The sequence below is a fragment of the Streptomyces sp. NPDC001851 genome (assembly GCF_040297165.1).
GTDB lineage: Bacteria > Actinomycetota > Actinomycetes > Streptomycetales > Streptomycetaceae > Streptomyces.
Map to the genome: position 1 here is coordinate 15,760 of NZ_JBEOYR010000025.1, position 11,920 is coordinate 27,679.

The window sequence follows — 11,920 nt, forward strand, 5'->3', positions numbered from 1 at the left end:
CCGCGACGACGGAAGGACCCCCACGTGTGCCACCGAGCACGTGGGGGTCCTTTTCGTGCCGCTGGGAATCAGCCGGTGGCCGTCACCCCCCGGCCGGCGGCACGCCCGGGAAGCGTCGTCGGCCAGTGGGCCAGCGCGGCCGTCGCCGCGTACCAGGCCACCGCACCGGAGACCGCGGCGATCCAGCCGCCGGCCTTGGCCAGGGAGGAGCTGTCGGCGAAGGCCGCGACCGCCAGCACCAGCATCGCCAGGAACAGCAGCCCGTGCATGAGCTGACCCAGGCCGTCCCCGCCCGCGAGGGTCAGCGTGAGCGCCACGAGGGCGAACAGAAGCAGGAAGAGCCCGGCCGCGTCGGCGGAGGAGTGACCGCCGACCGCCCAGGTGAACCACAGTGCGCCGAGGGCCGCGAAGCCCGTGCCGGAAACGCCGTCGCCGCCGCGGAAGGCCAGCAGGCCGACCAGGAACAGGGCGACTCCGCCCACGTAGTGGGCCACTGACACGGCGTCGGACGCGGCCACACCGTGGATCACGCCTGTCGTACCGAGGCCGAACGCCAACAGGGTTATTCCCAGGGCGAGTCGGCCGACCACCGTAGTACTTCCGTTGTCCACGGCGGGCTCCCTTCATGTCGTGCAGGTGCGCGGTGACCGGTATATGCCCTTCACAAGGGCACAAACCACCTCTACGCGTGAGTAGTTTCGCGCTGCACAAAGGGATTTGCCGTACGGCGCCGGGGAGTTGGGACGGTCAGGGGATGACGATCACGGGCCGCCGGGCCCGCTTGGCGAGCCGCCCCGCGACGGAGCCGAAGATCCGGCCGACGATGCCGTGCGTGGAGCCGACGACGATCGCGTCCGCCTCGTACTCCTTGCCGACCTCTTCCAGCTCGTGGCAGATGTCGCCGCCGCGCTCCACCAGGATCCACGGCACCTCGGTCAGATAGTCCGCGCACGCCAGCTCCAGCCCGAGGACCTCGGTGCGGTGGTCCGGCACGTCGACGAAGACGGGCGGCTCGCAGCCGGCCCACACGGTGGTCGGCAGCCTGTTGGCGACATGGACGATGATCAGGCCGGAGTGGGAGCGGTGGGCCATGCCGATGGCGTAGGCGAGGGCGCGTTCACTGGAGGTGGAGCCGTCGAAGCCGACGACGACTCCGTGCCGGAAGGCGGGGTCGCAGGAAGGACGCGGCTCTTCCGCCGCCAGGGGCTCGGCCGCCGTGGGGTCGGCGACCGGCCGCTTGCGGTCCGCGGGTTCGAAGAATTCGTGACCGGCCATGGCTGTCTCGGCGTTGTGATCCTTTGATGGGCGGGACGACAGTGTGCGGCGGAGCTGTGTCCGGGAAACATCTTCCCAACCCCATACCCCCAAGGGTACGGCGGCACGCCTCCCGAGCCCAGTTCCCGCGCACGCTCCGTAAGCGGTCCCCGACATCCGGAGGGGTTCACCGGAGCATGCACGAGCCGCGCCCGTAACGCAATGGTTGCTGCCCCGTACAGGCGGTTTGCTCAGGATTCACAGACGTACGGCCGGTGACCGACCGCTCGAACAGACGTTGAACCGGGTGAGCCACCGCCACAGGGAGTACGAGTGATGCCCCGTCCCCGATCCACCTCCGATCCGCACCCCGCGCCGGACACCGCGAGCGATGTGATCCGCTGGGCCGCCTTCAGCTGCGTCCTCGTCCCCGTGGTGCTGGTCTGGTACGGCACCTCGCTGGCCGGCGCGACGGGTGCGGCGCTGGGCCTGGCCGCCGTCACGGCCGTGTGCCGGATCCTGCTGCGCCGCTCCGAGCGGTGCGCCGAGCGGAGCGGGCGCGGCCGCAGGCGTTGCCCGAAGCAAAGAGGCGGACGTCATACCCGTCGACGGACACCGGTCGACTGACCGGTTTCCGTACCCCCGAACGCATCTTTTCAGCCAACTTCTGAATGTCGCCCCACAGGGCCTCCGAGCCCCCTCCAACCCCCGTTCGACCTGCACGGAAAGGGTCTACGGGCAGTTGCGCACCCTACGCGGTTTGGCCACTGCGACAAGGCGCACTTCCCTCCACGCTCCGCGAGTGCAACGCTTCGTGATCGAATGCTTCACGCCAAGTTGTCATGTCGACAATCTGTGGCGTGTGGAACTGGTCACCGTGAGACCGCGGGAGCCAGTAGATTTCGATCTTGACTGTCTTTACGGCGGGGGACTCGTGCAGGACCGAGGGGAAACGTGCAGGAGCGACACAACCGAGGAGCCGCGACCACCGAGGGGGGCTTAGCAGTATGAGCCACGACTCCACTGCCGCGCCGGAAGCCGCGGCCCGGAAGCTTTCCGGGCGCCGCCGCAAGGAGATCGTCGCGGTGCTGCTGTTCAGCGGCGGCCCCATCTTCGAGAGTTCCATACCGCTGTCGGTGTTCGGAATCGACCGCCAGGACGCCGGCGTCCCGCGCTACCGACTGCTGGTGTGCGCCGGAGAAGAGGGCCCGCTGCGGACCACAGGGGGCCTGGAACTCACCGCGCCGCATGGACTGGAGGCGATATCGCGCGCCGGGACGGTCGTCGTACCGGCCTGGCGTTCGATCACCGCGCCGCCACCGGAGGAAGCGCTCGACGCGCTGCGCCGGGCGCATGAGGAGGGGGCCCGGATCGTCGGGCTGTGCACGGGCGCCTTCGTGCTCGCGGCAGCCGGACTGCTGGACGGCCGTCCGGCGACCACCCACTGGATGTACGCGCCGACGCTGGCCAAGCGCTATCCGTCGGTGCACGTCGATCCGCGGGAGCTGTTCGTCGACGACGGCGATGTGCTCACGTCGGCGGGCACCGCGGCCGGAATCGATCTCTGTCTCCACATCGTGCGGACGGACCACGGCAACGAGGCGGCCGGCGCGCTCGCCCGGCGCCTGGTGGTCCCACCGCGCCGATCGGGCGGCCAGGAGCGCTACCTCGATCGGTCTTTACCAGAGGAGATCGGCGCCGACCCGCTGGCCGAGGTCGTCGCCTGGGCGCTGGAACACCTCCACGAGCAGTTCGACGTGGAGACACTGGCGGCACGCGCCTATATGAGCCGCCGTACGTTCGACCGCCGGTTCCGCTCGCTGACGGGCAGCGCGCCGCTGCAATGGCTGATCACGCAGCGTGTGCTCCAGGCCCAACGCCTGCTGGAGACGTCGGACTACTCCGTGGACGAGGTGGCGGGCCGGTGCGGCTTCCGCTCCCCCGTCGCGCTGCGCGGGCACTTCCGCCGCCAGCTCGGCTCGTCCCCCGCCGCCTACCGGGCCGCCTACCGGGCCCGCAGGCCGCAGGCCGACAAGCCGGCCGACACGGAGCCGCCGGTGCACGCCGCCGGCCAGCCGGGCGCCCCCATGGGCCTGGCGGGCCCCGGCCCGATGGGCCACGCACCCGTACTGCACCCGGACCGCGACAGCGGCGTCCCGATGCAGAGCCGCCGCACGGCGGCGGGCGCGGTGGGGCTGCTGCCGGGGCCGCGGAGCGGTAGCTGAGAGAAAGGGGGCGAGCATGCACTCGCCCCCTTGTCTTTTCGGCTGTCCTTTCGGCGCGGGCCGGCAGCCCCTGGCGAGCTCGGCAGCAGCACAGGGCGCCACAAAAGCTCAGGCCCGCTTTAGGGTGGTCGCATGAACGATCGCATGGTGTGGATCGACTGCGAGATGACCGGCCTCTCGCTGTCCGACGACGCTCTCATCGAGGTGGCCGCCCTCGTCACCGACTCCGAGCTGAACGTACTCGGCGAGGGGGTGGACATCGTCATCCGCCCGCCGGAGCAGGCGCTGGAGACGATGCCGGAGGTGGTGCGTCAGATGCACACCGCGTCCGGGCTGCTCGCCGAACTGGAGAACGGTACGACCCTCCAGGACGCCGAGGAGCAGGTCCTCGCGTATGTGAAGGAGTACGTGAAGGAGCCCGGCAAGGCGCCGCTGTGCGGCAACTCCGTCGGCACGGACCGCGGCTTCCTGCTGCGGGACATGCCGGCCCTGGAGGACTGGCTGCACTACCGGATCGTCGACGTCTCCTCCGTCAAGGAGCTGGCCCGCCGCTGGTACCCGAGGGCGTACTTCAACAGCCCGGAGAAGAACGGCAACCACCGGGCCCTCGCAGACATCCGCGAGTCGATCGCCGAGCTGCGCTACTACCGCGAGGCCATCTTCGTCCCCCAGCCCGGCCCGGACTCCGACACCGCGAAGGCGATCGCCGCCAAGCACGTCCTGCCCGCGCAGTAGCGCCCGGGAAAGGTGCTCGCGAAAACGTGTGCGCGAGCACCCCTTCGGACCCTGTAGACTTCTTCTCGGCCGGTCGGGGAAACGACAAGTTCCACTACCGGTCATGGTGGGTGTAGCTCAGCTGGTAGAGCACCTGGTTGTGGTCCAGGATGCCGCGGGTTCGAGTCCCGTCACTCACCCTCACCGATCAGCCGGTGACTCCGTCGCGAGACGGGTCACCGGCTGATTCTTTTGTGCCGTACCGCCGGGCCCGCCCCGCAGCGGCACCTCCCGCACCAGCAGCGCGAGGACGAACGCCACCGCGCACACCGCGGCGGCGGTCAGAAAGACGTGCCCGGTACCGGCCGCCACCGCGTGCCGGTACGCCTCCCCCCTGGCCGTGGCCGGCACCGCCCGGGTGAACAGCGAGCCGAAGACGGCCACGCCCACCGAGCCGCCGAGGGTGCGGAACAGATTCGTCGCCGCCATGGCCGCCCCCATGTCCCGCAGCTCCACGCTGTTCTGCGCGAGCGTGGTGGCCATCTGCATGGTGAAGCCCAGACCGAGGCCGACGAGGGCCATCCAGCAGCCGGCGGTGAGACGGGAGGTGTCCGTGTCCATCGTGGCGAGCGCCCCGGTGCCGGCCGTCAGCAGCAGGGTGCCGGACACCGGGAACACCTTGTACCGGCCGGTGCGGGACATGACCTTCCCGGCGAGGTGGGAGGCGATCACCACCGGGATCATCATCGGCAGCAGGAGCAGGCCCGAGCTGGTCGCCGTGGCGCCCTGGACGGTCTGCTGGAACAGGGGCAGATAGAGCGCCGAGCCGAACATCACCACCCCGGCCGCCGCCAACAGGCCGATGCCGAGCGGGAAGTTGCGGTGCCCGGTGAACACGCGGGGCGGCAGCAGGGGTTCGGCCACACGCCGCTCCACGGCGGCGAACGCCACCGCGCCGAGGACGACCGTCGCCCCCAGGGCCAGGATCGGCCAGGACGTCCAGGCGTACGTCGTACCGGCCCAGGTCGCCGCGAGGACCGCCGCGCCGATCGTGGCCGCGAGGACGGCGATGCCCGCCCAGTCGACGCGCGGCCGGGCCTGCGGTTCCCGCGCCGGCAGCCGCAGCATCAGCTGGACCCAGACGAGGGCGACGATCCCGAGCGGCAGATTGACGTAGAACGCCCAGCGCCAGCCGAGGTGCCCGGTGACCAGGCCGCCGACCAGCGGTCCGCCGACCACGCCGAGGGCCATCACGGAGGCGGTCATGCCCTGGTAGCGGCCCCGCTCCCGGGGCGGCACGAGGATGCCGATCAGGGCGAACCCGCCGGCGGCCAGCCCGCCCGCGCCGACGCCCTGCAGGGCACGGAACCCGATCAGCTGGGTCATCGAGCGGGCGGCGCCGGCCAGCAGCGAGGCCAGCAGGAAGAGCGCGACCGAGGCGAGGAAGACGCGCTTGCGCCGGTACAGGTCACCGAGCTTGCCCCACACGGGAGTCGAGACGGCGGTGGCGAGGGTGTACGCGGTGACGACCCAGGAGATGTGCTCCAGGCCGCCGAGATCCCGGACGATCGTCGGCGTCGCCGTACCGACGATGTTGTTGTCGAGCATGGCCAGCAGCATGGCGAGCATCACGCCGAGCAGCGTCCAGCGGACGCTCTGGGGAGGTGGTGTGGTCATGCGGCCAGAAAAGCACACCGACTCACTATGTGCAATGAGTCAACTTTTTGCCACCGACAACCGAGCGGGTACGCTACGGACCATGACGGAGACGACGGAGCCGATGGGCCGCCGTGAACGCAAGAAGGCCGCGACGCGCCAGGCGCTGGCGGACGCCGCGCTGAAGCTGTTCCTGGAGCACGGCTTCGACGCGGTGAGCATCAGGGACGTCGCCGAGGCGGCCGACGTCTCCACCACGACCCTGTTCAAGCACTTCCCGAGCAAGGAAGCGCTGCTGTTCGACATGGACGAGGACGTGGAGGAGGCGCTGGTCGCAGCCGTACGCGACCGGGCCCCCGGCACACCGCTGCTGGAGGCGCTGCGCGAGCACATGCTGCGGACGCGGCTGCTCAAGCCCGAGTACGACGAGCAGCTCGCCGCGTTCCAGCGGCTGGTCACCAGCACCCCCGCCCTGGTGGAGTACCACCGGCGCATGTGGATGCGGCACGAACGCGCCCTGGCCGAGGCGGTCGCCGCCGACACCGGCGCCCCCGCCGACGACCCGGCCTGCGCCGCCCTGGCCCATCTGGCTCTGGAGTCCCGGGCGCTCGCCACGGCCGCCTCCGACCGGGTCGCCGCCGTCAACGCCGCCTTCGATCTGCTGGAGCGGGGCTGGGCGGCCGTGTCGGGCGCGCAGGGGCGGGTGGCATGACATCGGACGCGGGGGCCGCGGGCGCGGAGGGCGCCGGGCGGAAACGGCGGATCCCACTGCTCCTGACGCTGGCGGGACTCGCCTACGCGATCGACCTGGGCAGCAAGCTGCTCGTCGTCGCGCGGCTGGAGCACCATGCCCCGGTCGAGGTGATCGGCAGCTGGCTGGAACTGCGGGTCTCCCGGAACGCGGGCGCCGCGTTCAGCATGGGCACGGCGATGACCTTCGTGTTCACGGCCATCGCCGCGGCGGTCGTCGGCGTCGTCGCGCGGCTGGCACGCAAGCTGTACAGCGCCCCGTGGGCCGTGGCCCTCGGACTGCTGCTGGGCGGCGCGCTGGGCAACCTGACGGACCGTCTCTTCCGTGCGCCGGGCGGCCCGCGGGGAGCGGTGGTCGACTTCATCGCCGTCCGCGGCTTCAGCGTGATGAACCTCGCGGACTGGGCGATCGTCTGCGGCGGCGCACTGATCGTGCTCTTCTCGTTCCTGGGCTGGGAACTGAGCGGCACCCCACCCCAGGACGTCCCCACGGATCGCCTCCCCGGCGGACGCCCGGCACCGGACACCGATCCGGGTGCGTGACCGGCTACCGGCCCCCTACGACGACGCCCGCGCCACCAGCTCCGTGGGCAGCACGGCGTGCCGGCGCTCCAGCCCCCGGGACAGCGGCGGGCGGCGGTCGGCGACCTCCGCGAGGAGCAGGTCGATCATCGCGCGGCCCATCTCCTCGATGGGCTGGCGCACGCTGGTGAGCGGCGGGTCCATGTGGCGGGCGATGGCGGAGTCGTCGTAGCCGACCAGCGCCACGTCGTCCGGGATGCGGCGGCCCGCCTCACGCAGCACCTGCCGGGCGCCGGCCGCCATCACGTCCGAGCCGGCGAAGACCGCGTCCAGGTCGGGGCACCGCTCCAGCAGCGCGGTCATCGCCCGGCGACCGCCCTCGTCCGTGAAGTCCCCCGGTGCGACGAGGAGTTCGTCCGCCTCACGGCCCGCGTCGCGCAGGGCGTCGCGGTAGCCGTCGACGCGGCACTGGGCGCCGTAGACGTCGAGGCGGCCGGTGATGTGGGCGATGCGGGTGCGGCCCCGGGACAGCAGGTGCTCCACCGCCGAGCGGGCGCCGCCGTAGTTGTCCGAGTCCACGGAGGTGAGCGTCTCACCGGCCGAGCGGGGGCCGCTGATCACGGCCGGGATCTCCAGCTGGGCCAGCAGGTCGGGCAGGGGGTCGTCGGCGTGCACCGAGACCAGCAGCACGCCGTCCACGCGGTGGGCGGCCAGGTACTGCGCGAGGCGCTGCCGCTCACGGTCACTGCCCGCGAAGATCAGCAGCAACTGCATCTCCGTGCAGGAGAGCTGGGAGCCGACACCGCGCAGCATGTCCGAGAAGTACGGCTCGGCGAAGAACCGGGTCTCCGGCTCGGGGACGACGAGGGCGATGGCGTCGGTCCGGTTGGCCGCGAGGGCACGGGCCGCCGTGTTGGGGACGTAGCCGAGTTCGGCCACGGCCGCCTGCACCGCGGCGCGGGTGGCGTCGCTGACCCGGGGCGAGCCGTTGATCACCCGCGAGACCGTGCCCCGGCCGACCCCGGCACGGGCGGCGACCTCTTCGAGCGTGGGCCGACCCCCACTGCGGCCCCGCGCTCCGTGGCTTGCCATGGGCTCCGCCTTTCTCGACCGACCTTGGTGCTGGCTGGAATGTAACAGCACTGTTCACTGCGGTTGCCGCCCCCGGGGACCGCGCCCCCGGACGCTCCCCCGGGCCTCCTCCTCCATCGCCCGACAGGCTGAATACCGACGGCCGGCGCCCGGGAACCGGGAGGACACTGGTCCACTTAACGGGCCGATAACTGAAGGCGGTTGCCGCCGTCCGCTCCCTTGACACCCCGCCACGAACCGACGACTCTTCAACACATCACAGGTGGGAGCGCTCCCACAGTACCTGACACCTACACAACCCGCACGTTCCCCGCCCGAGCCGCAGCGCGTACGAACGGGCCCGATTCCATGCAGTCGGCCGGGGGGTCGGCACGTCAGGCAACAGGAGGACGCAATGCGCACGAGCATCCGCCGGTCCCAGCGGCTGATGGCCCTCGCGGCCGTGGCCGCGCTGACCACGGGGCTGCTGGCCGGCTGTGCCAAGGACTCGGACGACGGCTCGTCCCATGACTCGGACGGCGGCGGAAACGGCAGTGGCAAGGGCAGGATCACGCTGACCATCGGCACCTTCGGCGTCTTCGGCTACAAGCAGGCCGGCCTCTACGACGAGTACATGAAGCTGCATCCGGACATCAACATCAAGGAGAACGTCACCACCCGTACCGACGTGTACTGGCCGAAGGTGCTCACCCGCCTCCAGGCCGGCTCCGGCACGGACGACATCGAGGCCATCGAGATCGGCAACATCACCGAGGCCGTGCAGACCCAGGCGGACAAGTTCCTCGACCTCGGCAAGGAGGTCGACAAGTCGCAGTGGCTGGACTGGAAGAACGCCCAGGCCACCACCAAGGACGGCAAGCTCATCGGGCTCGGGACCGACACCGGGCCGATGGCCATCTGCTACCGCAAGGACCTGTTCCAGCAGGCCGGGCTGCCGACCGACCGGACCAGGCTCGCCCAGATGTGGAAGGGCGACTGGAGCAAGTACGTCGACGTCGGCAAGCAGTACATGAAGAAGGCGCCCAGGGGCACCAAGTTCGTGGACTCCGCCGCCTCCGTCTACATGGCGGCGGTGGGCGGCGCGAGCGAGCGGTACTACGACAAGGACGGCAACGTCGTCTGGGACAGGTCCGCGGGCGTGAAGAAGGCCTGGGACGCCGCCATGACCGCCGCCACCAGCGACATGTCGGCGAAGCTCAAGCAGTTCGACCCGACCTGGGACCAGGGATTCGCCAACGGCAGCTTCGCCTCCATCGCCTGCCCGGCTTGGATGATCGGCTACATCGAGCAGAAGTCCGGTGACTCCGGCAAGGGCAAGTGGGACGTGGCGGCGGCGCCGGCGGCGTCCAACTGGGGCGGCTCCTTCCTCGGCGTGCCGACCGCGACCAAGCACCAGAAGGAGGCCGTCGCGCTGGCGAAGTGGCTGACCGCGCCCGAGCAGCAGGCGAAGGTCTTCGCCAAGCAGGCCAGCTTCCCGTCGACCCCGTCGGTGTACCCGAGCCTGAAGCCGCAGCCCGACACCACGGCGTACTTCTCGGGCGCCCCGATCACCCAGATCTTCTCCGACTCGGCGAAGACCATCCCGGCCCAGCCCCTCGGGCCCAAGGACAAGCCGATCGACACCGCGATCAGCGACATCGGCATCCTCCAGGTCGAGCAGAAGGGCAAGTCGCCCGCGCAGGGCTGGGACGCCGCGGCCAAGGAGATCAAGGACGTGCTCGGCCAGTGACCGGTCCCGAGCAGGCTCTCGCGCACTCCGCGTCGAGCGCCGACGCCGCGCCCGGCATCCCGCCGGGCGCGGCCCGGGGCGCTCACGGTCGCGGTACGCCGGCGGGCGCCCCCTCCTGGCGCAGCCGGCTGTACCGCTGGGACATGAAGGCGTCGCCGTACGCGTTCGTGTCCCCGTTCTTCGTCCTGTTCGCGGCGTTCACGCTGGTCCCGCTGCTCTACACGGCCTGGTACTCGCTGCACCATGTGCAGCTGTCCGCGCTGGACCACCAGACGTGGGCGGGCCTGGACAACTACCAGAACCTGTGGTCCTCGGACTTCTTCTGGAACGCCCTGAAGAACACCCTGACCATCGGTGTCATCTCGACCGTGCCGCAGCTGCTGGCCGCGATCGGGCTGGCCCACCTGCTGAACTACAGGCTGCGCGGCTCGACCGTCTGGCGTGTGGTGATGCTGACCCCGTACGCCACCTCGGTGGCCGCGGCGACCCTGGTGTTCACGCTGCTGTACTCGTGGGACGGCGGCATGGTCAACTGGATCCTGCACTTCTTCGGGGTCGGCCCGGTCAACTGGCGTGAGTCGGACTGGGGTTCGCAGTTCGCGGTGTCGTCGATCGTGATCTGGCGGTGGACGGGCTACAACGCGCTGATCTATCTGGCGGCCATGCAGGCGATCCCGACGGACCTGTACGAGTCGGCGGCGATCGACGGCGCGAACCGCTGGCAGCAGTTCCGGCACGTGACGATCCCGCAGCTCAGGCCCACGATCCTGTTCACGGTCGTGGTCTCGACCATCGGCGCGACACAGCTCTTCGGTGAGCCGCTGCTGTTCGGCGGGGTCAGCGGGTCCAAGGGCGGCTCCGAGCACCAGTACCAGACGCTCGGCCTGTACATGTACGACCAGGGCTGGATCATCGGCAACCTCGGCAAGGCGTCCGCGATCGCCTGGTCGATGTTCCTGGTCCTGCTGGTCGTCGCCGCGGTCAACCTGCTGCTCACCCGACGGCTGAGGAAGTCCCAATGACGACGAGTGAACTGGCACCTCCCCGGAAGGCGGTCCGGCGCCGGGGCCGGACGGGCGCGGGCAAGCAACTGCACGCGGGTCCGGTGACCTACGTCGTGCTCACCGTCTTCGCGCTGGTCTCCCTCGCCCCGCTGGTGTGGACGGCGATCGCCGCCTCCCGCACCGCGCACCGGCTGGACGAGACCCCGCCGCCGCTGTGGTTCGGCGCCAACCTGTTCAAGAACCTGCGGACGGCCTGGGACCAGGCGGGGCTCGGCACCGCGATGTTCAACTCGGTGATCGTGGCGGGCACGATCACGGTGAGCACGGTGCTGTTCTCGACCCTGGCCGGTTTCGCCTTCGCCAAACTGCGGTTCCGCTTCTCCGGTCTGCTGCTCCTGCTGACCGTCGGCACGATGATGATCCCGCCGCAGCTGGCCGTCGTACCGCTGTACCTGTGGATGTCGGACCTCGGCTGGTCGAACCAGCTGCAGACGGTGGTCCTGCCGAGTCTCGTCACCGCCTTCGGTACGTTCTTCATGCGCCAGTACCTGGTGCAGGCGCTGCCGACGGAGCTGGTCGAGGCGGCCCGGGTGGACGGCGCGAGCAGCCTGCGGATCGTCTGGCACGTGGTCTTCCCGGCGGCGCGTCCGGCCATGGCCGTACTCGGGCTGCTGACCTTCGTGTTCGCCTGGAACGACTTCCTGTGGCCGATCATCGCCCTGAACCAGCAGAACCCGACCGTGCAGGTGGCCCTGAACTCGCTCGGCACCGGCTATGTCCCGGACCAGGCGGTGATCATGGCGGGCGCGCTGCTGGGCACCCTGCCGCTGCTGATCGCGTTCGTCCTGTTCGGCAAGCAGATCGTGGGCGGGATCATGCAGGGCGCGATCAAGGGCTGACGGCCACCTCCCGAGGGGCCGGGCCACCACCGCCCGGCTCCTCTCCCCCGTCCCCTCCCCGACCCGGTTCGTCCG

At 70.6% G+C, this 11,920-nt stretch carries 12 protein-coding genes and 1 tRNA gene; 9 read left to right on the forward strand and 4 right to left on the reverse strand.

The features are described from left to right. Positions 1-68: 68 nt before the first annotated feature. Together ABT171_RS30790 and ABT171_RS30795 are read right to left on the reverse strand one after the other, a co-directional pair. A complete protein-coding gene (locus ABT171_RS30790) occupies positions 69-611 on the reverse strand; it encodes a GPR1/FUN34/YaaH family transporter (RefSeq protein ID WP_351249540.1) in 543 nt (180 codons plus the stop codon). A gap of 136 nt (positions 612-747) precedes the next feature. After that, complete coding sequence (locus ABT171_RS30795) at positions 748-1,275, reverse strand: universal stress protein (RefSeq protein WP_351249542.1); 528 nt, start codon at positions 1,273-1,275, stop codon at positions 748-750. Positions 1,276-1,590: 315 nt separating this feature from the next. Between ABT171_RS30795 and ABT171_RS30800 the strand changes: the two genes are divergently transcribed. From ABT171_RS30800 to ABT171_RS30815, 4 genes are all read left to right on the forward strand, one after another. Beyond that, positions 1,591-1,881, forward strand: coding sequence for a hypothetical protein (locus tag ABT171_RS30800; protein ID WP_351249544.1), 291 nt, complete (start codon positions 1,591-1,593; stop codon positions 1,879-1,881). 380 nt (positions 1,882-2,261) lie between these two features. Next, positions 2,262-3,479: a helix-turn-helix domain-containing protein gene (locus ABT171_RS30805; protein WP_351249546.1), complete on the forward strand. Its 1,218-nt coding sequence runs from the start codon at positions 2,262-2,264 to the stop codon at positions 3,477-3,479. 132 nt (positions 3,480-3,611) lie between these two features. Beyond that, a complete protein-coding gene (gene orn / locus ABT171_RS30810; RefSeq protein ID WP_351249548.1) occupies positions 3,612-4,214 on the forward strand; it encodes an oligoribonuclease in 603 nt (200 codons plus the stop codon). A 106-nt stretch (positions 4,215-4,320) separates the two neighbouring features. Further along, positions 4,321-4,393: transfer RNA gene (locus ABT171_RS30815), tRNA-His, on the forward strand. A gap of 1 nt (position 4,394) precedes the next feature. On the opposite strand, the gene ABT171_RS30820 is transcribed toward ABT171_RS30815, so the two are convergent. Next, a complete protein-coding gene (locus tag ABT171_RS30820) occupies positions 4,395-5,870 on the reverse strand; it encodes an MDR family MFS transporter (protein WP_351249550.1) in 1,476 nt (491 codons plus the stop codon). An 82-nt stretch (positions 5,871-5,952) separates the two neighbouring features. On the opposite strand from ABT171_RS30820, the gene ABT171_RS30825 reads away from it, so the two are divergent. Next, positions 5,953-6,561 carry a TetR/AcrR family transcriptional regulator gene (locus ABT171_RS30825; protein ID WP_351249552.1) on the forward strand — a complete coding sequence of 203 codons (609 nt, stop codon included), beginning with the start codon at positions 5,953-5,955 and terminating at the stop codon, positions 6,559-6,561. Then, the gene (locus ABT171_RS30830) at positions 6,558-7,142 is read left to right on the forward strand and encodes a signal peptidase II (protein WP_351249554.1); all 585 of its coding nucleotides are present in this window, start codon (positions 6,558-6,560) and stop codon (positions 7,140-7,142) included. The genes ABT171_RS30825 and ABT171_RS30830 overlap by 4 nt, the downstream gene beginning before the upstream one ends. A gap of 15 nt (positions 7,143-7,157) precedes the next feature. On the opposite strand, the gene ABT171_RS30835 is transcribed toward ABT171_RS30830, so the two are convergent. Further along, complete coding sequence (locus ABT171_RS30835) at positions 7,158-8,213, reverse strand: LacI family DNA-binding transcriptional regulator (protein WP_351249556.1); 1,056 nt, start codon at positions 8,211-8,213, stop codon at positions 7,158-7,160. Positions 8,214-8,607: 394 nt separating this feature from the next. Here ABT171_RS30835 and ABT171_RS30840 point away from each other — a divergent pair, with 394 nt between their 5' ends. The 3 genes from ABT171_RS30840 to ABT171_RS30850 are packed head-to-tail and all read left to right on the forward strand — an operon-like array spanning position 8,608 to position 11,845. Further along, positions 8,608-9,942 (forward strand): ABC transporter substrate-binding protein, encoded by a 1,335-nt coding sequence (locus ABT171_RS30840; protein WP_351249558.1) that lies wholly within the window; start codon positions 8,608-8,610, stop codon positions 9,940-9,942. Next, positions 9,939-10,964, forward strand: a complete 1,026-nt coding sequence (locus ABT171_RS30845) for a carbohydrate ABC transporter permease (protein ID WP_351249560.1) — start codon at positions 9,939-9,941, stop codon at positions 10,962-10,964. The genes ABT171_RS30840 and ABT171_RS30845 overlap by 4 nt, the downstream gene beginning before the upstream one ends. After that, positions 10,961-11,845: a carbohydrate ABC transporter permease gene (locus ABT171_RS30850; RefSeq protein WP_351249562.1), complete on the forward strand. Its 885-nt coding sequence runs from the start codon at positions 10,961-10,963 to the stop codon at positions 11,843-11,845. The genes ABT171_RS30845 and ABT171_RS30850 overlap by 4 nt, the downstream gene beginning before the upstream one ends. Positions 11,846-11,920: the final 75 nt, after the last annotated feature.

What these genes read in the sequence shown, in the direction of transcription:
- ABT171_RS30795 (WP_351249542.1), bottom strand. Translation starts at nt 1,275, where the DNA reads ATGGCCGGTCACGAATTCTTCGAACCCGCGGACCGCAAGCGGCCGGTC.
- ABT171_RS30800 (WP_351249544.1), top strand. Translation starts at nt 1,591, where the DNA reads ATGCCCCGTCCCCGATCCACCTCCGATCCGCACCCCGCGCCGGACACC.
- ABT171_RS30805 (WP_351249546.1), top strand. Translation starts at nt 2,262, where the DNA reads ATGAGCCACGACTCCACTGCCGCGCCGGAAGCCGCGGCCCGGAAGCTT.
- orn (WP_351249548.1), top strand. Translation starts at nt 3,612, where the DNA reads ATGAACGATCGCATGGTGTGGATCGACTGCGAGATGACCGGCCTCTCG.
- ABT171_RS30820 (WP_351249550.1), bottom strand. Translation starts at nt 5,870, where the DNA reads ATGACCACACCACCTCCCCAGAGCGTCCGCTGGACGCTGCTCGGCGTG.
- ABT171_RS30825 (WP_351249552.1), top strand. Translation starts at nt 5,953, where the DNA reads ATGACGGAGACGACGGAGCCGATGGGCCGCCGTGAACGCAAGAAGGCC.
- ABT171_RS30830 (WP_351249554.1), top strand. Translation starts at nt 6,558, where the DNA reads ATGACATCGGACGCGGGGGCCGCGGGCGCGGAGGGCGCCGGGCGGAAA.
- ABT171_RS30835 (WP_351249556.1), bottom strand. Translation starts at nt 8,213, where the DNA reads ATGGCAAGCCACGGAGCGCGGGGCCGCAGTGGGGGTCGGCCCACGCTC.
- ABT171_RS30840 (WP_351249558.1), top strand. Translation starts at nt 8,608, where the DNA reads ATGCGCACGAGCATCCGCCGGTCCCAGCGGCTGATGGCCCTCGCGGCC.
- ABT171_RS30850 (WP_351249562.1), top strand. Translation starts at nt 10,961, where the DNA reads ATGACGACGAGTGAACTGGCACCTCCCCGGAAGGCGGTCCGGCGCCGG.